This is a genomic window from Corynebacterium alimapuense (assembly GCF_003716585.1).
GTDB classification, from domain to species: Bacteria; Actinomycetota; Actinomycetes; order Mycobacteriales; family Mycobacteriaceae; genus Corynebacterium; species Corynebacterium alimapuense.
The window spans coordinates 289196-313263 of record NZ_PTJO01000003.1; the positions used below are offsets into that span (position 1 = coordinate 289196).

Here is a 24068-nt window from a genome sequence, read left to right on the forward strand (position 1 = left end):
CGCCTGGTGTTATTTGCCTGCATCAGGCGGTGTCCCTATGAAAGGACAAGCTCCTCGTGACCGAGATTCTTGTTAACGACGCCCCACTTCCCTCTAGTACTGACCAAGGGCAGCGCCCGCCGATGACCAAAATGCAACGCCGAGCATTGCTCGGCGCTGGTGTTGGTCAGTTCATTGAGTTCTATGATTTCGCGCTCTATGGAATCCTCTCAGTCACTTTGGCTTATCACTTCTTCCCGGCTAGTTCCACAACCGCTGGCTTGTTGATGCTCTTTGCTACCTACGGTATTTCTTTCTTTATCCGCCCGGTTGGCGGTTTGTTCTTCGGCTCCTTGGGAGATCGCTATGGGCGCCGAGTGGTACTGACGGCGTCGATCTTGCTGATCGGTCTAGCTACGGGCACCATCGGTCTGTTGCCTACCGTGGAGCATTGGGGCGTTGCTGCCACCGTGGCTTTGGTGTTTTGTCGCCTGCTGCAGGGATTCTCCGCTGGTGGCGAGTCGGTGGGCTCTCCCACTTTCGCCTTCGAGCACGCTCCCAAGGATCGCCGCGGCTTCTTCATCACGGTGACTATCGCAGCTACCGCGCTGCCGGCTGTCTTTGCTTCCCTGTTTGTCATGCTGTTGCAGGGTGGATTGAGCGAAGAGGCCTTCCTTTCTTGGGGCTGGCGCATTCCCTTCCTGGTAGCTGTGCCGCTGTCGCTGCTGGGCCTGTGGATCCGTGCGCGCACCGAGGAGTCCCCGGCCTATTTGAAGATGGTCTCTGAGACGGAGGAAAAGGTCTCGCAGTCGAGCCCGCTAAAGGAGGCTTTCGCGCTCAACGGCCGGAAGATCTTCCAGGTCATTATGATCATGGGCTTTACCGCCATGGGCTTTTACTTCCTCTCCGGCTATTTCATCCCCTACGTGCAAACTGCCGGCAACCTCAGCGGAGTCCAGGCTTTGGCGATCAACGCGGTGGCGATGACTTTGTACACCGTCGCACTTCCGATGTGGGGCATCCTCGGAGATAGGATTGGCCGTCGGAAAATGCTCATTGGTGGCGCACTAGCAGTGGCGATCACCATCATCCCAGCCTTCATGCTGGTCACCAGCGGTAACGTCTGGTTAGCGCTACTGGGTCAGGTCATCTTCGTGCTGACTATCACCAGCTACGGCGGAGGTTGCTACGCTTTCTTCATCGAGGTCTTTGATACTCGTACCCGAATGACCTCAGCAGCGTTTTCTTATAACGTTGGTTATGCCATCTTCGGTGGTACTGCCCCGTTCATCGGCACCCTGCTGGTTGATCGATCGGGCGTCGGCTATGCCCCGGCCTTCTATATTCTCGCACTCGCTGTTGCAGTCTTGCTGACCATTTGGTTGACCAAGGTCCCAGAGACCAAGGGGCTCAATGACTAGCTAGCTGCCCTTCCCGCATGATTTCACGCGGCCGTACGTCCCTAGTGGACAGTACGGCCGCTTTTTTGCACGTTGTGGCTCTATCGCTGACCAAGTCTCTGGCGAACTACTTGCCACTATGTCCACAACCAGTCTAGGTACGGCACATATTGGCACTTCAATACCTGTCAATTAATTGATTTACTAAAGGGGTCCTCGAGACATACCAGCTCAGACAGGATAATCCCGGTCGAAGCAACCACTCAAGACCCTCCTGAATGACAGAAGAAAGGCACAAGGCCATGACAACTGTAAAAGATCCCGGGTCCCGTGGCACCCTCCCGGAAAACGCTCAACTAACTGAGTTGCATACCAACAATGCTCGCCTCTACAACGTAGACATCGCCCCGCGCACTGGGGCTGGCGAATGGAAAGCTCGAAACCTCTTTAACTGGTGGATGAGCGCCTGGCACTCCCTCGGCGGATACGCCATGGCCGTCGGTTTCATGTCCTTGGGGCTGACCGGCTGGCAAGCAATGATCGGCATGGTTCTGGGCATGATCACCATGTGGGGTGCCTCCAACCTCATGGGCGTGGCTGGACAACGCGTGGGAGTCCCCTTCCCCGTCTTCGCCCGCATCTCCTTCGGCGTCTACGGCGCCAACCTCCCAGCCTTCATCCGCGCAATCGTGGCCGTCTGCTGGTACGGCATCCAGACCTTCTTGGCTTCACACGCGGTCAAGATCCTGATCCTCAAGGTATTCCCCGGAGCCGAGAGCCTCGACCAATCCAACTTCCTAGGCTTGTCCGCACTGGGTTGGATGTGCCTGCTCGTGCTCTGGGCAGCTCAGCTCATCGTGTTGTTCCGCGGCATGGAGGCTGTGCGCAAGCTCTCCGACTTCGCCGGCCCCACCATTTGGGTAGCAATGATCGCCCTCGCAGTATGGACACTATCCCTGGCCGATTGGAAGCTCGACTGGAACTACACCATGGCTGAAACCCCGCTTAGCGGCGGTGCCATGATCGTTGCCATACTGGCCACCGCTTCCCTGACCTTGGCCTATATGGCTGGCCCGATGCTTAACTTCGCCGACTTTACCCGTCTCTCCGCTAACGCCAGCGAGGTCAAGCGCGGCAACTCCCTAGGCTTGCTGCTCAATGGCATTGCCTTTGCCGTGGTCTCGGTCATCATCGGTATCTCTTCCGCTGAAGTCTATGGCTCCGCGGTCACTGACCCGATCCTGCTGCTGGGCGAACTCGATTCCGTGGCACTGCTGCTCGTAGCTACTTTGGCCGTGGCTGTCGCCCAGGTCGGCGTGAACATCATCTGCAACTTCGTCTCCGCCTCCTTCGACTTCTCCCACCTAGCACCCGGCGCGATCTCCTTCCGTACCGGCGGGCTGATCACCGCAGTGTTGGCCATTGTGGTTATGCCCTGGAACCTCTACAGCTCCCCAGTGATCGTCAACTACTTCCTCGGTGGTGTCGGCGCAATGATCGGACCGCTGTTTGGCATCATCATGGCCGACTACTACCTGGTCAAGCGCCAGCAGGTCAAAATCCGGGATCTTTATACCTCCGCTCCTGATTCCCGCTATCACTACTCCAACGGTGTCAACAAGGTCTACGTTGCTCTCTTCGCCGTCTGCAGCTTGATCTGTATGGTGCTGGCCTTGGTCCCCGTGTTCTCCGCTATTGCTCCCTTCAGCTGGCCGATCGGCGTAGCACTTGGCGCCTTTGCCACCGTGTTGGTCAACCGCAGCACCACTGAGAAGGCCACCGTATAACTCGTTTAAGGAGACCCCCTGTGACTACGACGCTCCCTATGCCCAGGGTGCTCAGCCAATGCGAGGCTCATCCCCCGATGAGCCTCGCTGAGGCTGTCGGTGAGGCTAACCGTTGCCTCTACTGCGCCGATGCCCCCTGCATGCAAGCTTGCCCTACCCATATCGACATCCCTGAGTTCATCCGCAAGATCTCCAGTGGCAACACCACTGGAGCTGCCAAGACCATCCTGGAAGAAAACTTCCTCGGCGGAACCTGCGCCAGAGTGTGCCCGGTTGCCGAGCTCTGCCAGGGAGCATGCGTGATGAACAAGACGGCTGAAGCGCCCATTGAGATTGGCCGGCTGCAACGCCACGCCACGGATCATCTCGCCGAACAAGGAATCTCCCCGTTCACTGCGGGGGCTCCTACCGGACGCAGTGTTCTGGTCATCGGTTCGGGACCAGCTGGATTATCCGCCGCCGCCGAGCTGGCCAAGGAGGGACATTCAGTCACTATTTGGGAGCGCCGTCAATTAGCTGGAGGTCTATCTACTTACGGCATCATTACTTTGCGTGAACCCGTAGCTATCGCCCAATCTGAGGTAGAGATGGTGCAAGAGCTTGGGGTGAGAATTCACACCAACAAACAACTGACTAGCTCGCAGGAGCTTCATGAACTAGCCGGAGAATATGACGCAGTATTTTTGGGCCTTGGCCTTGGTGCAGTACCTGCTCTTGATATTCCCGGCGGGGAGCTCGTCGTGGATGGCTTGGCTTATATCTCCGATGTGAAAACTGAGCAGCCAGCAGCTCTAAGCCCCCAACACGTAGCAGTCATCGGTGCCGGCAATACGGCTATCGACGCCGCGACCACCGCTCGTACTCAAGGCGCTGCTGCCACCATCGTCTATCGACGCACCGCAGCAGAGATGACCGCCTTCGAACACGAATATCTCTTCGCAGTCCAAGCTGGCATCGACTTCGTCTTCTTGGCCTCCCCGTCTGAAGTTCTCTCAGATGAGAACGGACAAGTCACCGGACTGTCCTGCACCAGAATGGTCCTGAGTGATCCCGATGAGCAGGGACGTTCTCGACCAGTGCCCTCAGGACAACCTGATCTGATCATTGATTGCGACGCAGTGATTTCTGCGATTGGTCAGGAAAAGTTCGACCACGACACTGGCCTTGGGCTTCCACTTTCCTCCGGCTATCTCGCCACCACCAAGGAGCTAGCGGTCACCGCCGCAGATCTAGACAATGTCTTTGCTGGAGGCGATGCCATCCGACAGACCGGCGAGGCTTCCACCGTGATGGCGGTCCAAGACGGAAAGATCGCTGCCCGTTCCATCACTGACTTTCTGAAGGAGCGACACCATGGCTGATCTAACTACTACCTTTAGCGGCATTACCAGCCCGAACCCCTTCTGGTTGGCCTCAGCGCCACCAACTAACTCTGGATACCAGGTCAACCACGCCTTCGAGGCTGGCTGGGGTGGAGCGGTGTGGAAAACGCTCGGCCCACCGGTCCAGAATATCTCCAACCGCTATGGTTCTTTCACCAAAGGCGGGCGCAGGATGATGGCCATCAACAATGTTGAGCTCATCTCTGACCGCCCGCTCGAGATCAACCTGCGCGAGATTGCTGAGGTCAAACGCAATTGGCCCGATCGAGCTGTCATTGTCTCGGCGATGGTCGATGCCGATCCGAAGGCTTGGCGCACGATTGTCCATCAGATCGAGGACACCGGCGCTGATGGTATCGAACTCAACTACGGCTGCCCGCAGGGGATGTCTGAGCGCAATCTCGGTTCCGCTATCGGGCAGTCCCCAGAAGCCTGCGAGATGAACACCGCTTGGGCTACCGACTATGCCTCGATACCAGTGATTCAAAAACTCACTCCCAATGTCACCGATGTCAGAGTCGCTGCCAGAGCAGGAGTTCGCGGTGGCGCAAACGGATTGTCACTAATCAACACCATTAATTCGGTGACCAAAGTGGACTTAGATACGTTCACGGTCTCCCCCACCATCGGTGGCCGTTCCACCCATGGCGGTTACGCAGGACCGGCGGTCAAACCCATTGCCTTGCATATGCTCACCGAGCTAATGGATGACCCCTTCCTCAGCGAATCGGGGCTTCCGGTCTCCGGCATGGGTGGTATATCTACCTGGCAGGATGCAGCAGAGTTCCTACTATTGGGTGCTACCTCACTTCAAGTGTGTACCGCAGCAATGACTCATGGGTTCCGCATCATTGATGACCTCTGTGATGGACTGTCAAGGTGGATGGATGACAAGGGCTTTAAATCCCTCGATGAGTTTCGTGGCAAAGCCCTCGCTGAGCATGGAACCTTCAACGATCTCGATCTATCGCATAAGTCCGTGGCTCGGATCGACCAAGACAAATGCATCGGTTGCAATCTCTGCGTTACTGCCTGTCATGACACCGCACATCAGTGCATTGACCTGGTTAATCCCGAAGGTGCAGTGGTCAAACCAGGGATTAACCCCGAGATTAATGGCAAGCTCACCTTAGACATCCGCCCGACCCCGAAGGTGCGTGAGTCTGATTGCGTGGGATGTGCACTCTGTGCCAATGTCTGCCCAGTCCAAGACTGCATCGAGATGGTTACTGTGCCTTCTGGCCGAGAATCTGTCACCTGGAACCAGCTCACCGCCACTAATCCGGCAATTGCCCAGGACTGGAAAGCTATGCAAGCCTGGCGTGATTCCGTAGGAATTGATATCCACTAGGCTTGCAGCCGCAAAAAGACTACCGCCCGGACCATCTCGCGAGAGATGGTCCGGGCGTAAAACTGCCTAAGCCCTAGCCCGGATGGCCAATGCGAGCGTGAACTGAGTGTTTCCATCTCCTAAATCGACTTTCAAAAGCCGCTCAATGGTGGAGATCCTCGAATACAGGGCAGTTCGAGACAGATGCAGCGCATCGGCTGCGGCCGAACGCGACGTCGGAAAGCGAAGAATAGCCTCTAAGGTCTGCAGCAAATCGGTGCCATTGCGATCGTCATGAAGGATCAGCGGCTCCAATGTGGAATCCACGAAAGCTTGAACCCGCACGTCACCGCGTAGAGAGTGCATCAACCCATCAATGCGTTGCTTGGAGACCGTAAACAGGTGAACCCCGTTAGCGCTAGCAAGATAATCCGCCCGTTTTACCTGATGCAGAGCCGAAGAAAGATCCACCGGCCCGGTCAACTCGCTAGAGACCACTACAGATACTCGCTGCGCCATGCTTTTGAGGCGATCTGCCAGTTGCAGACAACTAGCTTCTAGATTGGACTCCGCAGTCAAGCTCCAGGCACAGCTGATGCGATCTTGATGCTCCGGCGAGGTCGAAGCCAACGCGAACGAACGCGAAGCGGAGGATTCGAGCATCCGACGAACCTGCTCAGCGGTAATTTCCTGGCCGTGGAATCGAATATCTAAGGCTAAGAGTTTACGTCCGCGTGTGGGAAAACCAGCTGCCTCAAGTACCGTGCGCTCGCCGTCGATAGTAGTAAAACGATTACTCATCAATCGGTTGAGCGAAACCCTATCAATCAATCCATTCCAGGAATGCGGAGCTCCAGAGCCTAGTCGTTCAATGGCCAATGCCATCGCGGCATGACGGAGCACATGAGCCCCCTCCGCTGGATTATCGGTAACTCCGCGGTAGTAGAGCCTGCCCCAATGACTACCTTGCGCTTGAATATCGATGGACTCCCATGAGACTTTTGAATCCTGCGGGTCTTGAACCCGAATAGGCTCAGCGATGAGGCCTTGATGGCGATTTTCCACCGACCAGAACCTGGACTTTTTCTCCCAATCAGCCAAGAGTTCTGAGGGGAGTTCATGGCCCTCGGCGTAGTAGACCACCCGGTGAGAAAGATCCTCGAGGACCACCGGGCATCCCAGCTGCCGGGAAGTGTGGACTACCAGCTGCTCCGGTGGGGCGCCGTTGAACATCAAAGCCCAGAAGGATTCAGATACATCGCGCATCGCTGAGATTTGCGCAAACTGATCATTGAGGATTCTTGAGTGAACCTGCTCGGTGACCGTGACAAAGCGCAGTTCACGATGAGCCACCAACAACGGGAGCTTGTTGCGCTCACATTCCTTGATGACAGTCTCGGGTATCTGCTCCCAATAGGTGCCCAGCTCCACCAGGAGGGCAGCAGCCCCGGCGCGGGCAAATTGGGCGATCTGGCTTTTTAGCGTCGCCTCATCTGAACCCAACCCAATTCCGGTGGTCAACAATAATTCGCCGCCGTTGAGGAGTTTGCCTGCCCGCGGGGATTCTGCGACATGAACCCAGCGGATGATCCGCCCCAGGTGGCCATGGGCGGCTTGGACTTCGACATGGGCCAAGGTCATCACTGACAGTCCGAGCACATCTCTGACCGTCACGGTGGAGACCAAGTCTGCCGGTGTGAATTGGCTGGTACTTGCACGATCTGGCCTTGCACTGAGGCTATCTGCGGAAGCTTGTTCTGGGACAGTCATGGTCACCGCTTTTCATCTTTAAGGTTGCTGCGCTAAGGAGCGCGCGCGGTCATCGGCGCTTGCTGTTGCCAGGGTGCGCAATCGCGTTTGGCTGGTGCCTTCAACTCGAGGGCTTCTGTCGATCGATCATAACGATCATTCGATAGGTTCCATAATTCCCAAGTGCCAGCCAAGAGCCCAGAACTACAGAGTGTCCACTTCTATGTCACTTCCACCACACATTGAACCTGCCAATCAATAGTTATTACTGGCAAGATTCTCTCCAAGGAAGCGATACCCCGTGCTAGTGACACTGTTGCTAGATCACTATTGACTTCCTCGTAGGCCGCTCCCCTCACTGACGGCAATTAAACACACTGTCTTTTTCCTACTCATAACCAATCCTCGACCCTCCGGTCACCACACCAAACAAGGAGAAATTGATGACCCAGGTTGTCCCAGATACCCGCATCGATCACAACGACACCACTACGGACTCCGCAATAAGAGTGGTCCCTCATATTATTGGCGGCCGCCAGCTTGCTGAGTCAGAGCACTTTGGCAAGGTCTACAACCCTGCCACCGGGCTAGTGACCGCTTCGGTTGCTTTTGCTTCCCGCGACACCGTGGACGCTGCCATCTCCGCAGCCCAAGCGGCTGCTCCTGGCTGGCGATCCACCGGCTTGGCCAAGCGTGCAGCAGTGATGTTCAAACTGCATGAGATCATTACTTCTCGCAAGCATGAGTTAGCTGAACTGATCACCGAAGAACAGGGCAAGGTGCTCTCTGACGCCATCGGTGAAATCGCCCGTGGCGTAGAAAACGTGGAGTTCTGTGCTGGCTTGGTCCATCACATGAAGGGTGAATTCCTCGAGCAAGCAGCCACCGGCGTCGATGTCCGCCAGATTCGCCAGCCGCTGGGCGTAGTCGCCTGCATTACTCCCTTTAACTTCCCGGCGATGGTGCCACTGTGGATGATCACCACTGCTATCGCCGCCGGCAATACGGTCGTTCTCAAGCCCAGCGAAAAGGACCCCAGCGCAGTCAACTGGATCGTAGAGGCCTTCCACGAAGCGGGACTTCCCGAAGGCGTGCTCAATCTTGTCCATGGTGACCGCGAAGCCGTAGAAACTATTATCGACGACCCGCGAGTTCAGGCAGTAAGCTTCGTCGGTTCCACTCCGATCGCCCAGTCGATTTATACCCGCGCCACTGCGCTGGGCAAGCGAGTTCAGGCTCTAGGCGGGGCGAAAAACCATATGGTCGTTATGCCGGATGCGGATCTCGACGCCGCTGCCGATGCCGCCATCTCGGCAGGTTTCGGCGCTGCCGGCGAGCGTTGCATGGCCATCAGTGTGATCGTTCCAGTCGGCGATATTGCCGATGAGTTGATCGCCAAAATCAAGACCCGGATGGCTGACCTGACCATCGGCGAAGGCACCCACCCAGATTCAGAAATGGGTCCGGTGATTACCTCCGAGGCCAAGCAGCGCATCGAAGGACTCATCGCCGGGGCTAGTACTTCTGGTGCAGAGTTGGTCGTAGACGGCCGATCCGCTGACCTACCCGAGGACGGTTTCTTCGTTGGTCCGACGTTGATCGACCACGTCGCACCTGGCATGCCGGTCTATGACGAAGAAATCTTCGGCCCAGTGCTGTCGGTGGCTCGTGCCCAGAGCTTCGACGAGGCCGTAGAGCTGATCAACAACTGCCAATTTGCTAATGGCACCGCGATCTTTACTCGAGATGGCCGCGCCGCCCGCGAGTTTGAGTTCGCCATCGAGGTCGGCATGGTCGGAGTTAACGTGCCGATCCCAGTACCTATCGGATCATTCTCCTTCGGCGGATGGAAGAAGTCCCTGTTTGGCGATACTCATATCTACGGCCCAGAGTCCTTCAATTTCTACACCCGCCGCAAGGTGGTTACCTCCCGCTGGCCGCTGCCAGATGAGTCCCATATCAACCTCGGCTTCCCCACCAACTAGCCCTCACCGCATTCACCTTTCCTCTAAGGAGTACGACCATGACCACTGCGACAGTAACTACTGATATGTCGGCTGAGCGGGTAAGCGAGCTCGACAACAGTCACGTCTTCCATTCCTGGGCTGCTCAGGATCTATTTAACGCTCTACCGGTAGTCTCTGGCTCCGAGTCCAGCTTCACTGACTATGAGGGAAATACTTACCTCGACTTCGGTTCTCAGCTGGTCAACCTCAACCTCGGCCACCAGCACCCACGACTGGTCCGCGCAATCCAGGACCAGGCTGAAAAATTGGCTACCATCCAGCCGGCCTTCGCCAATGATGCTCGCTCCGAGCTAGCACGCCTGCTTGCAGAGGCCGCTCCAGGTGCGCTCAATCAGGTCTTTTTCACCAATGCTGGCGCCGATGCTAATGAGCACGCAGTGCGCATGGCTCGGTTGCACACCGGACGCCAAAAAGTGATGTCGATGTATCGCTCCTACCATGGCGCCACCACCACTGCGATCAGCATGACCGGCGACCCTCGCCGCTGGCCCAATGATCAAGGCGACCCGTCGGTAGTCCACTTCTTCGGCCCCTACGCTTACCGTTCCGCATTCTGGGCTGCAGATGAGGCCCAAGAGTGCGAGCGCGCTTTGGCGCACTTGGAAGAACAGATCATCCTGGAGGGCGCCTCCACGATCGCGGCGATCATCATCGAGACCGTTGTCGGTACCAATGGCATCCTTGTCCCTCCGGCTGGATATCTACCTGGAATCCGCGCCCTGTGCGATAAGTACGGCATCCTCTACATCGCCGATGAAGTCATGGTTGGTTTTGGCCGTACCGGCACGATGTTTGCCGTGGAGAATTTTCAAGCCCAACCAGATCTGCTGACCTTCGCTAAGGGTGTCACCTCAGGTTATGTCCCACTCGGCGGAGTGCTGATCTCAGATGCCGTCCGAGATAGCTTCGCCACCACCGTCTACCCCGGTGGACTGACCTATTCTGGCCATCCGCTCGGCTGCGCGGTTGGAGTTGAGACCTTCGCTATCTTTGAAGATGAGCAGATTCTGGAGCATACCCGCCAGCTAGGTGACGAGGTCGTGGCCCCCTTCTTGGCTGGCTTGGCTGACAAATACGAGGTTGTTGGCCAGTACCGCGGTCTGGGATTGCTCTGGGCTATTGAATTGGTCACCGATCGCGACACCCGGGAACCATTGGTGCCTTTCCACCCGACTGCTGAGCAAAATGAGCCCATGCTCAAGATCAGCGCCGCATGCAAGGCTGCTGGTCTATGGCCGATGCTCCAACAAAACCGCATCCATATTGCGCCGCCGCTGATTATCTCTGAGCAAGATCTGCGTCGCGGGCTTGAGATCATCGAGGACGCCATCAAGGAGATCTAGAAGCTCCAGCCTGCTCGATCACTACCCAGGTGAATTACTCCCCGAGGCCCTATTTCTACTGGTCACGGGGAGTTTTCCCGTTCTCGCTTCAGCTGGCTGGGATGCCTCACCTAACAATCTTGCTCTTGTTGTTGAGATCGATCTCCTCAATTTCAGGCCGATTTCCGTATTTTGTTTTACGGTAGAGAAGACATTGACCTGCTTCCGGTACCCGATCCTCCCAGGAGTAACAGACCATGACTTCACGATTGATCACCACCACCGTCTTAGCCTTGAGCTCTGGCTTGGTGTTGAGCGCCTGCAGCTCGGCCGAAGACGCGACCACCGAAGATACTGGAACAGACGCGATCACCGTGACCTCCACGGCCGCACAGGACACCACCGCTGCTGAATCCACTGTCGCTGAGACCACCGCCGCTGAGACCACGCCCAGCTCAGTAGAAGAGATCCCGACGCCCCCTGCCGATCCGGTGTTTGCTGCCATCGATGAAGTATTGGCCGAATACTCCAACGGCATCATCATTGATATCGATCGTGAAGATGATCGCAACGCCTACGACATCGAGGTGGTGGCAGGAGATGAGGTTATCGATCTGGAGGTTGACCCTGATGGAAACATCCGGGAAGAAGAACGAGACAACGATGGAGATGACGTAGCTAAGGCACAGTCGGCCAGCGTCACTGCGGCTGAAGCCATCAGACAGGCGCTCGATGAACAGCCAGAAGGATTCCTCGACGAGGTCGAACTCGATGACGATCGAGACTTAAGCTGGGAGATCGATCTTGATGACGCTGATGGACGCGACCTGGCGGAGCTAAGCTTCCCAGCGAACTAACTCGGCGTCGATAAGCACTACCCACAGCGCACAAAAACGGCCGCTGCCTCCCCATCATTCGGAAAGGTAGCGGCCGTCTTTGGATCTAGCGGCTGACTATATCTAGCGTGCAGCCTCAATCTGGAGTGCCTGGGCAACGGCCGTGATGACGGCGGCAATCTTGACAGACTCCCAGACCTGCTCCTTGGTCAGGCCCTCGCCGCGGACGGTGTTGTCATGCGCGTTGACGCAGTTTTCACAACCGTTAACGGTGGACACAGCCAGGGACCACAGCTCAAAATCAACCTTATCCACGCCGGACTTGTTGATAATGTTCATCCGCAGGCCCATCTTGACCTGGGTGTAGTCATCACCGAGGAAGTGGCGAGCGCGGTAGGCAACATTGTTCATGGCCATGACAGTGGCAGCACCGAGGGCGGCGTCGAAAGCAACCTCGGAAAGGTGCTCCTTGGCTTCTTCGGCAATCTCCGAGAAGACCACGTCATTGCCGGTAGCGGCGGCAGTGGAGAGGAAAGTCCCCCACAGCTGCTGCTCAGTAAGCTCAGTCGAGCGGGTCAAAGAACCCAAATTGAGCTTCTGATCCTTAGCGTACTCGGGCAGGGACTGCTTCAGGTTGTCAATGGACATAAGTTACTTCAGGCCCTCCTGGACAACGGCAAGCTTGTCAATGTTCTTGGTCGGGTCATTGGCCTGCCAGTTGCAGGCACAGACCTCTTCGGACTGCAGTGCATCGAGGACACGCAAGACCTCGTCGACGTTGCGGCCGACGGCATCCGGGGTGACCGAAACAAACTGGATGATGCCATCGGGGTCGATGATGAAGGTTGCGCGGTCAGCGACACCGCCGGTGTTTTCTACACCCAGAGCGCGAACGAGGGTGTGGCTGACATCAGCGAACATTGGGAAGGGAACACCCTTGAGCTCCGGGTGGGTTGCGCGCCAGTTGAAGTGGGCGAACTCATTGTCGGTGGAGCCACCGAGAACCTGGGTGTCACGATCCTGGAACTCCTCGTCGAGCTTGCCGAATGCGGCAATCTCGGTCGGGCAAACGAAGGTGAAATCCTTGGGGTAGAAGAACACAATCTTCCACTTACCCTCGTACTTGTCCAGAGAAACAGTCTCGAAGTAGTCCTCCGGCTGCGCAGCGTTGACGTCATGCAGGTCGCCGCCCTTAAGCGCGGTCAGCTCGAACTCGGGGAACTTCTCTCCAACGGTCAGAATTGCCATTCTCTGTCTCCTCAGAAAAATCGTGGTTGCGGGGTAGACCTTCGGTTGCTGGACACCCCAGACCGCTCATGCGATCGGCCATACCAATAACAGCGCCGTAATCGACTACTGCCGTTGGTGGAGCCAGATCCCATTATGCCCGGAACCTCCAAGCTCGTCAATAAAAAATTACTACAAATTGTGTCTATAGTAATAGGCATGAGCAATAAGGAGTATCGCCCAACACTGTCTCAACTGCGCACGTTTGTCACCATTGCGGAGAACAAACACTTCGGCACAGCCGCACACAAGCTCGCCATCTCGCAGCCATCACTATCGCAAGCACTCATGGCATTAGAACAAGGGTTGGGACTCCAGCTCATCGAGCGGTCTACCCGGCGCGTGATCGTGACCACTGCCGGGGAAAAGCTCCTACCCTATGCCAAAGCCACCCTCGATGCCGCTGATATCTTCTTGACTCATGCCCGCGGCACTCACGGTGATTTCACCGGACCGCTGACCATTGGCATCATCCCGACCATCTCCCCCTATCTCCTGCCGAATCTCCTTACTTCTTTGCATGAGAAATTTCCGGAGCTAGAGCCTCGGATCATCGAAGATCAGACCGATCACTTGATCCAGATGCTGCGCGACGGGCAGATAGATCTAGCCGTAATGGCCCTGCCGTCGGAAGCGCCTGGAGTCACGGAAATTTCGCTCTACCAGGAGAAATTCTCAGTAGTCGTTCCCCAGGGCCATCACCTAGCTGGTCGGAATGACTTAGGTCTTGATTGCCTCGAAGACTTAGATCTATTGCTGCTCGATGATGGTCATTGCCTGCGTGATCAGATTGTCGATCTATGTCGGACTGCTGAACTCAATCCCACCGAGACTACTAACTCCATTACTCGGGCTTCTTCATTGACCACCATCATCCAGTTGGTCGCTGGTGGACTGGGCAGCACGTTGATCCCCAAATCTGCAGTCAACAGCGAGTGCGCTCGCCCCGGGCTGGCTACTGCCAGCTTCCGGCCGGGGATTAGCGCTCAACGTGAAGTGGGATTGGTTTTCCGCAATTCCAGCTCGCGGGCCGGCGAATTTGCGGCCTTCGGCGAGCTGGTCACCGCAGCCTATTTAAAGGCCATCTCGGCTCAGTAGGTCGCAGTTTCTTGGGCTGGCAATGGGCCAGATGACATCTGGCGGTAGAGCATCGCCTGGGTCAGTATCCCGACCGGCATCAAAATTATCAGGGCGAGACCGAAGGTCATCACCATTGCAATCATGCTCACTATCATTGCCAGCACGAAAAACAGCAGCAGTTTTGCGTAGTTAGCCAGTCCATTGCGCACGCCTTGGGAAATCGCCTCCCAGAAGCCGGTCTTGCGATCTACCAAGTACCAGACAATAAAGGTGACCAGCGGGGAGATCAAAGCGCTGATCAGCAGCACTACCGCTAGAGCCAGGAATATTTGCCCGAGCAGGTCCATGGCTTCCGCATCGGTGATGTTGAGCACATCCACTCCCAGCATGGGAATCACTAGTGGGAGTACAAAAATTACCGCAACTACGCCGGAGACGATCTGCACCAACAGCGACATCCCTAAGCTAGGCCAGAAGTTGACGCGATCAACAAAATCATTCAAGCCAACCTTGGCTTGGTCGATCTGACGCAAAGCCCCGTGGTAGACCGCAATCATCACACCAGCGAAGATCACCGTGAGAAGTAGCTGCCCTAGCTGGTAGCCCCACCCAGTTTCTACAGAACCGCCACTGGTGAAAGCTCCGGTGAGAAGGTCAAAAGCCACCGACACGACGATCCCGGCTGCCATCAGTGCCAGCAGTCCGAAGATCCACAATGCCCAGTTGCGGAAGGTCGTCTTAAACGCCCAACCGAGTGCTTCCCGAATCTGAACCTTGCCGGTGCCCTGCGGCTGCTGACCAGCAGCGTAACCTCCGGAGGTCGCCGCCCAATTCGCACCATCTACGTTGTAGTGCTGATATCCGGGATAGCTACTAGGAGTGCTTTCAGAAGCTCCATAGGAGGCACTGTCTTCTGGATGCGGAGTAGACGGGTATGCGGGGTAGTTCGGAAAATCCCCGGGAGTCTCATCATCGCGCGAACGGTCATCTTCTGGGCCAACACCAGGCTGGGTCATACTCCCTCAATTCTCTTGTGATCAAGACATAGGTGTCCCACGATAGGTCATCTCCCAAACAAGCGGTAGAATCCTGGATCAGCCATGACTACTGCCTCTTCCCAATCCCATCCCTCCCGCCAAGATCTGCTCGCTCGACTATCTAAGGTGACTCTTGCCGATGAGCGGGCGTTAACCCGCAGGCTTTCTCGGGCACGCGCGCCGAAGGCCCTGCGAGCAATCGCTTCCGATGTGGAAGCGGCCGTCGCCAAGCGAGCCCGGATCGATGCAGCCGTTCCGAAAATTACCTACCCTGCGACGCTGCCGGTTTCGGCGCGCCGGGACGATATCGCCGAGGCTATCGAGAACAACCAGGTAGTCATTGTTGCCGGTGAGACCGGTTCCGGAAAGACCACTCAGATTCCGAAGATCTGCCTGGAACTAGGTCGCGGCCGACGCGGCAAGATCGGGCACACCCAGCCGCGGCGTCTGGCTGCCCGCACCGTGGCTGAGCGCATCGCCGATGAGCTTGGCCAGGATCTGGGCGAAACGGTCGGTTATACCATTCGTTTCGACGATCGCGTCTCGTCCACCTCAGCAGTCAAACTGATGACCGATGGCATTTTGCTCGCGGAGATGCAGCGGGATCGCCAGCTCAGTGGGTATGACACTCTCATCATCGATGAGGCACATGAGCGTTCGCTCAATATCGACTTCCTGCTGGGCTATCTCAGTCGGCTGCTCCCCCAACGCCCGGATTTGAAGGTGATCATCACCTCCGCGACGATCGATCCGGAACGATTCGCTCATCACTTCGCCGATGCTCAGGGCACACCCGCTCCCATCATCGAGGTGTCCGGACGTACTTTCCCGGTGGAGATTCGCTACCAGCCCATGGAGTTTGAGGTCCAAGGCAAACTGGTCGACCAAGATCCCCTCGATGCGCTTTGCGAGGCGATCGAAGAACTCATGGGTGAAGGCCCAGGAGATATTCTTTGCTTTTTCCCCGGAGAACGCGATATCCGCGATGCCATGGAGGCCATCGAGGGACGCAAGTTGAAGGGTGTGGAAGTCACTCCCCTTTTCGGTCGACTCTCCAACCAAGAGCAGCACCGAGTATTTCAGCCACATTCTGGCCGCCGAGTCGTACTTTCTACCAATATTGCTGAAACCTCATTGACGGTTCCGGGCATTCGCTATGTCATCGATACGGGCACCGCGCGAATCTCTCGCTATTCCACTCGCACCAAAGTCCAGCGCCTGCCCATCGAGGCGATCTCCCAAGCTAGTGCCAACCAGCGCTCAGGCCGCTGCGGCCGTGTGGCCGATGGTATTGCTATTCGGCTCTACTCCCAGGAGGACTTCGAATCCCGGCCGGAATTTACTGACCCGGAGATCCTGCGTACCAACCTCGGCAGTGTCATCTTGCAGATGGCACAGATGCGCCTAGGTGCGATTACCGAGTTCCCTTTCGTTCAGCCGCCTGAAAACCGAGCAGTCCGCGATGGCTTGCTCTTGCTGCATGAACTAGGCGCATTAGCTAAGAAGGAGGACCAGGGCCAACCTGTGCTGACGCCGATCGGTCGAGATCTCGCCCGGCTGCCAGTTGACCCACGCATGGCGCGCATGCTCGTCGAGGCCAACCGTCTCGGTGTGCTTGACGACGTCTTAGTCATCGTCGCCGCCATGACCATCCAGGATGTGCGGGAGCGCCCCTTAGAAGCCCAAGCTCAAGCTGATCAAGCACATGCCCGTTTCAAAGACCCCAGCAGTGACTTTCTCTCTTCCCTGAAGCTGTGGGACTACATCAACCAATCACGCGATGATCTCAGCGGCAACGCTTTCCGTAAGCAGATGAAAAAAGAGTTCCTGCACTACATGCGGATTCGGGAATGGCACGACTTGGTCCGTCAACTACGGGAGGTCTCCCGCCAGCTGGGGTGGAGCAGCCGCCACGAGGTCAGTGGTGAGCGCAATCCTGATTCGATCCACCAATCTCTCTTGTCTGGGTTGCTTTCGCATATCGGTGTCCGCGACGGCAATACCCGGGAGTTTAAAGGCGCCCGCGGCACCCGCTTTATGGTCTTTCCCGGTTCTTCCCTGGCTAAAAAGCCCCCGGAGTTTCTCATGGCCGGCGAACTGGTGGAGACTTCCAGGCTCTGGGCCCGCGACGTGGCCAAGATTGAACCCGCATGGGTTGAGAAAATCGCCGGAGCGCTGCTCAAGCATCAATACTCCGAGCCCGCGTGGTCGAGAAAGCGCTCTTGTGCCATCGCGCATCAAAAGTCCATGCTCTATGGGGTAACCATCGTGGCCGATCGTGTGGTGCCTTTCCACCGGGTGGATCCGGAGGCCGCGCGGGAGATGTTTATCCGCCATGCCCTCATCGAGGGTGATTGGAGCACTCACCACACCTTCTATCACCGCAATGTAGAACAGCTGGAAGCTGCCGCGGAGGTGGAGGAAAAGGCCAGACGCCGTGGCCTCGTGGTCGATGAGGAAACCCTCTTCGCCTTCTATGATTCTCGGCTGCCGGAAAGCGTGACCACCGGTCGGCATTTTGACTCTTGGTGGAAGAAAACCCGTCGAGATAGTCCAGACATGCTCGATTTCGATCCAGCTGCCCTGCTGGATGATCAGGCCCAAGAGATCACCGAAGAAGCCTTCCCTGACCGGTGGAACAAAAACCTCTTCACCTATGACCTGATTTATCGCTTCGAACCAGGCCATCCCCGCGATGGCGTGACAGTCTTGATTCCGGTGCCATTACTGTCGGGATTGGACACCGCCGGCTTTGATTGGTTGGTCCCTGGGCTCCGCGAAGAGCTCATCACCGAGTTGATCCGCAGCCTGCCCAAGGACCTGCGACGCGCAGTCGTGCCAGCTCCTGAGTATGCGGCCCGAGCTCTACCCAAGATGCGCCCCTACGACAGCCCTGTGGTCGTTGAATTGGCCCGGGTCTTGCACGAGATGGGCAGCCGCAGTATCAGCGCCACTGATTTCCGCCCTTCGGCGTTGCCTGCTCACCTCAAGATGACCTATGGCGCGGTAGACAAGCGCGGCAAAGTAATCGATGCCGACAAAGATCTTGACGCTCTCATCCGCCGTAAGTCTGGATCGATCACCTCTTCACTGAGCAAGGTCAGCCACAAAGCTGAGGCCAAATCGGTGCCCAAGTGGACCGCTGATTCACTCGGAGTTATCGCCGAAGAGGCCAGCACCATCGTGGACGGTCACGAAGTCACTGCTTATCCAGCACTAGTAGCTACTGCTGGTGGCGTGGCGGTCAAGGTGCATCCCACCAGAGCCGCCGCGGATTCTTCGATGCTCACCGCAACATTGACTCTGCTGATTAGAGCTATCCCGATCAATCCCCAGCCAATGACCAAGGGGCTGCCACTGCAACAACGCGTAGCGGTAGACAACTATCCACACGGTGGAGCTACCGGGTTGGTTGAAGATGCCCGCATTGCCGCCATCCGCGATCTACTGATCGACAATGGCGGACCAGTGCGCGATCCGAAGCAGTTTCAAGCATTAACCGAGGCTATCTCCCCTGGGGTTCCGGGCATCGTACGCAGGACGGTGGTTTCTATGGCACCGGCGCTGATTGAATTCCACCGAGTCTCAGATGAACTCAGCAAGTGGTCTGGTGGGGCCATTGATGACATGACTGCTCAACTGGCTTTCCTGCTTCCACGCAATGCCGTCACTATCCATGGTCAAGAGCATTTGAAGCATCTTCCGCGCTATTTGCAAGCGATGAGTACTCGACTAGCTGAGATGTCCGTAGATCCGGATAAAGATGCCGACCGGCAAGATCAAGTGGAGGAAGCATCTTCCTACCTGGCTCTGCGCCTGGCAAAACTGCCCGCTGGCAGAGAAAAGACTCGTGAGGTCAAAGAAATCCGCTGGATGATCGAAGAACTGCGGGTGAGCCTGTTTGCCCAGCGACTAGGCACTACCCGGCCGATCTCGGTACGCCGCATTCAAAAGGCCGTAGACAAGCTGCGCTAGGTTTCCTGCGACCAAGAAACGCTCTCCTGCCGTGGCAGAAGAGCGTTTCTTCCTCTCTGGGGCTTAGAGAATTGATGCCTACTCAGATCCGAAATCCTCTTCACGAGAGCGACGGTGCATGTACCGGATCTCCGATTCGAAATCCTCTGCGGATTCAAAAGACTTATAGACAGAGGCAAAACGCAAATAGGCGACTTCATCCAGCGCACGCAAAGGCTCAAGAATAGCTAGCCCAATGTCATTGGCGTTGACCTGGGAGCTGCCATGACGGCGGACAGTCTCCTCGACTTCCTGGGCTAGACGTTTAAGCGCGTCATCGGATACGTCACGCCCTTGGCATGCACGTCGGACACCCAGGACAACTTTGTCCCGGCTAAACGGCTCGGTCACCCCGTTGCGCTTGACCACCAGCAAGACGGCTTTCTCAATGGTGGTGAACCGACCACGGCAGCTAGTGCATTCACGGCGGCGGCGAATCGATGCCCCCGCGTCTACCACCCGAGAATCGATAACGCGGGATTGATCGTGGTGGCAAAACGGGCAATACACGGTTGTTGTTCATCCTCTTTCCGGGAGCTGGTGTGGACACTAGGTTCAGCTTTCCGAAGTATCCTACCCCCGGATTGTTCTAGGGAACCGAAACTACCGCAGTATCAGGTCCTCCTTGGACTGGCATATCTTGCCCGCCGCTCTCACTTACGTGCCACGACAGAAAGATCGCTGCCACTAGGCATAGCCCGAATAAGGCACCACCCAGGTAGCTGCCCGCGGTTTCTTGATTATGGTATCCGTTGCTCTCAGCAGCTTCATCCGGCGATATTCCTTCAAACAGATGCTGCACGGATTGTTGTTGCGCTCTATCCTCGACAACGAGTGTTCGAACAGGATGTCGATCGGCTGCGGATTTCGAATTGAAGACAGGATTCCATACTGCAGCAGCCGGAACGACGGTAACGCTAGACGTCAAGATGCCACTACCTACCGGATGGGTATTAAGAGAGGTGACCATAGGAATTCCTTTCAATGGCTACACACAAGCGACTGAATTTATCTGCATCCCACAGCCACATTCATCGTTCATATGTTCGAATATTGGACATGTTCGATTTATATCAGTGCTTCGAACATTTGTCCAGAGATTCCCTCAGGGTCTCGAACATCCGTACCAGTACGTGCTAAACATGTATCTAGATGACTGATTTCTCCCGTACAGGCATTCGAGGAGTTTGCCTGATCGCCAGCTCCACTAGCGAACATCCATACACCCCGACGCAGAAGGAATCCTCCCCATGGCCCGCCCGACTCCCAGCCTCACCCCTACCGGTAAGCCCGACCCGGCAGCGTTGTCGGACCGACAGCGCCGCATCCTCGAGGTCATCCGCGATGCGGTAGTTCTACGGGGCTACCCGCCGAGCATTCGGGAGATTGGAGATGCCGCAGGTCTGCAGTCCACCTCCTCAGTGGCCTACCAGCTCAAGCAATTGGAGAAGAAGGGCTTCCTTCGCAGGGACCCCAATAAGCCCCGTGCAGTAGATGTCCGCACCATCAGCTCCACCGACTCGGCCAAAAAGCCTGGTCGGCGTTCTGCCGTCAAAACTCCCGATACCGAGGCCAGTCCCACTAATTTCATTCCCGTACTGGGCCAGATCGCGGCAGGCTCACCCATGCTCGCTGAGCAGACCGTCGAAGAATACTATCCACTGCCCTCAGAGCTAGTCGGCGATGGTGAACTATTCATGCTCCGAATCGTCGGTGAATCAATGATCAACGCTGGCATCCTCGACGGCGACTGGGTCGTTGTCCGCTCCCAACCGGTAGCCGAACAAGGAGAGTTCGTTGCTGCGCTGATCGAGGGAGAAGCCACCGCTAAGGAATTCCACAAGGATTCCACCGGAGTCTGGTTGCTTCCCCACAACGATGACTTCGCTCCAATCTCGGGTGAGAATGCAGAGATAATGGGCAAGATTGTCACCGTCCTACGAAAGCTCTAAGCCTCAAGATCTCTGAGAACCACTTTGGCATTCACCCCATCCCAGTAGATTGGAAGTGAATATTTAGCACTGGCTACCCCCGAATAGGGAATATTCAAAATGTTAAATTTGGGCATGTTCCCACCCGAACGGGCACAAATTGGGTTCTGAGCGTGGATTTTCCCACCGATCGACGGAATCGACATGGCAATCTTCGGCAGCTAGGGCCAACTCGGGCCACTAAGTCAAAGATTCTGCCACAATGGAAGAAACGGGCATCAGTCCGGTAATTCATGTGGGATCGTGAGGAATATCCATGTACGCAGAAGAACGTCGGCGACAGATCGCTGCACTCACTGCTACGGAGGGACGCGTCAACGTCACTGAGCTTGCCAGCCATTTTGATGTGACGGCAGAGACTATCCGCCGGGATTTGGCAGTGCTCGACCGTGAGGGAGTAGTCCACCGTGTACACGGTGGTGCGGTGGCCAGCCAGACTTTTCAGACTGCGGAGTTCACCTTGGACGCCCGCTTTCGTTCTTCCCCGACGGCGAAGTCGTCCATTGCTCGAGCAGCTCTCAGGTTTCTTCCGGAACCTAATGGAGGGCTCTTTCTTGACTCTGGCACCACCATCGGCACTTTGGCGGAGTTTATCGCTGAGCAGCCCAATGCGCGCCAATGGTCCATCGTTACCAATAGCCTCCCCATCGCATTAAACCTCACTAACAAGGGCCTGCCAGAGGTGCAACTCCTCGGCGGTTCGGTACGCGCCATCACCCAAGCAGTCGTCGGAGATACTGCTCTACGGACACTCGCTTTGATGCGTGCGGATGTTGCCTTCATCGGCACCAATGCCTTGACTCTCGATCATGGGCTATCCACCGCCGATGCCCAAGAAGCCGCGATTAAGTCGGCCATGGTGACCAATGCCCACAAGGTGGTTGTGCTCTGTGACTCGACCAAACTAGGCAATGACTATCTAGTCAGTTTCGCTGGCATCGATGCCATTGATGTGGTCATCACCGATCCTGCAGCACCTGAAAGTTTCGTTCAGGCGCTGCGCGATCGGGAGATCGAGGTCATTATCGCCGCCTAAGCGGGGATTATCCTAGAATGAGCTCGCGGACTGCCTCGCGAGCTGCAGCTGCTCCCACGGACTCCAGTGCAGCATCTGCGGCCTGCTTGCAGGTCTCTAGATCAACATCGGCTAGCTGAGCTCCCACGCCAGGTAGCGCAGTGGAGGCCGCCGACAATGAGTTCACTCCCAGACCAGTGAGCACGCAAGCCAATAGTGGGTCAGCGGCTGCTTCACCACAGACTCCCACCGGAGTCTGCGTATCGTGCCCGATGACACAAGTGTGGCGGATCAGACGCAACACCGCTGGCTGCCAGGGGTCAGTCAGGTAAGCCAACTGTGGCGAAAGCCGATCAGCTGCCATCGTGTACTGCGTGAGGTCATTGGTGCCAATGGACACAAAATCCAAAAACGGCATGAGCTTATCCGCCATAAGAGCAGCTGCCGGCACCTCAATCATTGCGCCAGCGATCAAGCCCCGCTCACGACACAGACCGGCAAACCACTTTGCCTCGCGCTGGGTGGCCACCATTGGCGCCATCACCCACGTCGGCGCGTCATCTCCACGTCCATCAGCGGCCAAGGCGATGGCATCTAGCTGACGGGCCAACAGCGGCTCATTGTTGTTGGCGATACGCAGTCCACGCACACCCAAGGCTGGGTTTTCTTCGGCTGCCATGTTGGCATAAGCGATCGGCTTGTCCGAACCCGCATCAAGGGTGCGAATGACTACCTTCGACTCGGGGAAGGCATCAAAGACTTTGCGGTAGATACGAGCTTGTTCTTGGACGCCGGGTTCTTCCGTGGCAGAAAGAAAGCTCATTTCTGTCCGGTAGAGGCCGATGCCTTCGGCTTGGGAGTCAGCAGCGAGGCGGGCAGCATTGCCGTCTGCCACGTTTGCCAACAACTGCACCCGATGTCCGTCCTGCGTCTTTGCCGGACCGCGCCACTTAGCAACGACTGCCGCGCGTGCACGAGATTCTTTCACCGATTCCTGGGAGCTCTCCGGATCCGCTCCGATGATAATGGTGCCCATCGCACCATCGATCAGCACGAATTCATCGTTGTCAATTTCCCGGATAGCGCTGCCCACGGCAACGATGCAAGGCAAGTTGAGCTGGCGAGCAATGATTGCGGTGTGGCTGGTCGGACCACCCAATTCAGTAACCAGGGCAACCACGAGATCAGTGTCTAGGGTCGCAGTATCTGCCGGAGAAAGATCGTCGGCAAAAAGTACAGCTTGCCCCTCGATCTCCGGCAAACCCGGCTCGGGTTCTCCCCGCAGCTCTGCTAGAACTCGGTCCCGAATATCTTTGAGATCAGTGGTGCGCTCCGCCATCAAGCCACCCGCGGATTCAAATAACGCTACAAATTTATCGGTCGCGGCTACCGTGGCATTTTCTGCCGCTTGGCCGGAGTTAATGAATTTGCGAGCGGCTTTGCGCCAGCCTCGGTCTTTGACCATTCCGGCAGTAGCCTTGAGGACTTCCCCCGCAGAGCCTTCGTGATGGTGAGAACGATCGATCAATCGTGTCGCTACGGTATCCGCAGCTGCCACAAACCTCTCGAATTCTGCTTCCCTAGCTTCTTCTGGAACGGTCTCCCCCGCTGAGGGCAGCTCCGGCCGAGGCCGAACCCAGATGGCCTGCGCATAGGCAATTCCGGCTACTACGCCGGTGCCCTTGATCGTGACGCTATGCACACCTTGCATGATTGTCTCCCGTCTCACACACCATGGATATATCCACCCTCAAGATCACCACATTTTCCCCGTTTGCGCAACGATACCAACATGGCCTATTTGACAATCAGACACAATCGGGCAAAGCTTA

General features: G+C 56.6%; 17 protein-coding genes. 11 read left to right on the forward strand and 6 right to left on the reverse strand.

Translation table 11 applies throughout. From position 1 onward, the window contains the following. The first annotated feature begins 56 nt into the window (after positions 1-56). From C5L39_RS02795 to preA, 4 genes are all read left to right on the forward strand, one after another. Positions 57-1400, forward strand: a complete 1344-nt coding sequence (locus C5L39_RS02795; protein ID WP_245974854.1) for an MFS transporter — start codon at positions 57-59, stop codon at positions 1398-1400. Positions 1401-1681: 281 nt separating this feature from the next. Continuing rightward, entirely contained in the window at positions 1682-3166 is a 1485-nt protein-coding gene (locus C5L39_RS02800) for an NCS1 family nucleobase:cation symporter-1 (RefSeq protein WP_165857958.1), read from the forward strand. Positions 3167-3186: 20 nt separating this feature from the next. Then, a complete protein-coding gene (locus tag C5L39_RS02805) occupies positions 3187-4527 on the forward strand; it encodes an NAD(P)-dependent oxidoreductase (RefSeq protein WP_245974855.1) in 1341 nt (446 codons plus the stop codon). Continuing rightward, entirely contained in the window at positions 4520-5899 is a 1380-nt protein-coding gene (gene preA, locus C5L39_RS02810) for an NAD-dependent dihydropyrimidine dehydrogenase subunit PreA (protein WP_123047360.1), read from the forward strand. The genes C5L39_RS02805 and preA overlap by 8 nt, the downstream gene beginning before the upstream one ends. A gap of 66 nt (positions 5900-5965) precedes the next feature. Here the strand turns inward: preA and C5L39_RS02815 are convergent, their stop codons facing one another. Next, positions 5966-7648, reverse strand: a complete 1683-nt coding sequence (locus C5L39_RS02815) for a PucR family transcriptional regulator (RefSeq protein ID WP_123047361.1) — start codon at positions 7646-7648, stop codon at positions 5966-5968. 422 nt (positions 7649-8070) lie between these two features. Here C5L39_RS02815 and C5L39_RS02820 point away from each other — a divergent pair, with 422 nt between their 5' ends. From C5L39_RS02820 to C5L39_RS02830, 3 genes are all read left to right on the forward strand, one after another. After that, the gene (locus C5L39_RS02820; protein ID WP_123047362.1) at positions 8071-9612 is read left to right on the forward strand and encodes a CoA-acylating methylmalonate-semialdehyde dehydrogenase; all 1542 of its coding nucleotides are present in this window, start codon (positions 8071-8073) and stop codon (positions 9610-9612) included. Positions 9613-9650: 38 nt separating this feature from the next. Beyond that, the gene (locus C5L39_RS02825; protein WP_123047363.1) at positions 9651-10997 is read left to right on the forward strand and encodes an aspartate aminotransferase family protein; all 1347 of its coding nucleotides are present in this window, start codon (positions 9651-9653) and stop codon (positions 10995-10997) included. Between the two features lie 236 nt (positions 10998-11233). Beyond that, the gene (locus tag C5L39_RS02830) at positions 11234-11833 is read left to right on the forward strand and encodes a hypothetical protein (protein ID WP_123047364.1); all 600 of its coding nucleotides are present in this window, start codon (positions 11234-11236) and stop codon (positions 11831-11833) included. 102 nt (positions 11834-11935) lie between these two features. Here C5L39_RS02830 and ahpD read toward each other — a convergent pair whose 3' ends face one another. Beyond that, the gene (gene ahpD, locus C5L39_RS02835) at positions 11936-12460 is read right to left on the reverse strand and encodes an alkylhydroperoxidase, AhpD family (RefSeq protein ID WP_123047365.1); all 525 of its coding nucleotides are present in this window, start codon (positions 12458-12460) and stop codon (positions 11936-11938) included. A 3-nt stretch (positions 12461-12463) separates the two neighbouring features. Next, complete coding sequence (locus C5L39_RS02840; RefSeq protein ID WP_123047366.1) at positions 12464-13060, reverse strand: peroxiredoxin; 597 nt, start codon at positions 13058-13060, stop codon at positions 12464-12466. 198 nt (positions 13061-13258) lie between these two features. Here C5L39_RS02840 and C5L39_RS02845 point away from each other — a divergent pair, with 198 nt between their 5' ends. Further along, positions 13259-14197, forward strand: a complete 939-nt coding sequence (locus C5L39_RS02845) for a hydrogen peroxide-inducible genes activator (RefSeq protein ID WP_123047367.1) — start codon at positions 13259-13261, stop codon at positions 14195-14197. On the opposite strand, the gene C5L39_RS02850 is transcribed toward C5L39_RS02845, so the two are convergent. After that, positions 14191-15195, reverse strand: a complete 1005-nt coding sequence (locus tag C5L39_RS02850; RefSeq protein ID WP_123047368.1) for a hypothetical protein — start codon at positions 15193-15195, stop codon at positions 14191-14193. The two genes, C5L39_RS02845 and C5L39_RS02850, sit on opposite strands and share 7 nt — an antisense overlap. Positions 15196-15279: 84 nt before the next feature. On the opposite strand from C5L39_RS02850, the gene hrpA reads away from it, so the two are divergent. After that, positions 15280-19191 (forward strand): ATP-dependent RNA helicase HrpA, encoded by a 3912-nt coding sequence (hrpA, locus tag C5L39_RS02855; RefSeq protein ID WP_123047369.1) that lies wholly within the window; start codon positions 15280-15282, stop codon positions 19189-19191. Between the two features lie 78 nt (positions 19192-19269). Here hrpA and nrdR read toward each other — a convergent pair whose 3' ends face one another. Beyond that, positions 19270-19740 (reverse strand): transcriptional regulator NrdR, encoded by a 471-nt coding sequence (gene nrdR, locus C5L39_RS02860; protein WP_123047370.1) that lies wholly within the window; start codon positions 19738-19740, stop codon positions 19270-19272. A gap of 740 nt (positions 19741-20480) precedes the next feature. Here nrdR and lexA point away from each other — a divergent pair. Both lexA and C5L39_RS02875 read left to right on the forward strand, forming a co-directional pair. Continuing rightward, entirely contained in the window at positions 20481-21182 is a 702-nt protein-coding gene (gene lexA / locus C5L39_RS02870) for a transcriptional repressor LexA (RefSeq protein ID WP_123047372.1), read from the forward strand. A gap of 295 nt (positions 21183-21477) precedes the next feature. Next, a complete protein-coding gene (locus tag C5L39_RS02875; protein WP_123047373.1) occupies positions 21478-22257 on the forward strand; it encodes a DeoR/GlpR family DNA-binding transcription regulator in 780 nt (259 codons plus the stop codon). A 7-nt stretch (positions 22258-22264) separates the two neighbouring features. On the opposite strand, the gene ptsP is transcribed toward C5L39_RS02875, so the two are convergent. After that, entirely contained in the window at positions 22265-23947 is a 1683-nt protein-coding gene (ptsP, locus tag C5L39_RS02880; protein WP_123047374.1) for a phosphoenolpyruvate--protein phosphotransferase, read from the reverse strand. Positions 23948-24068: the final 121 nt, after the last annotated feature.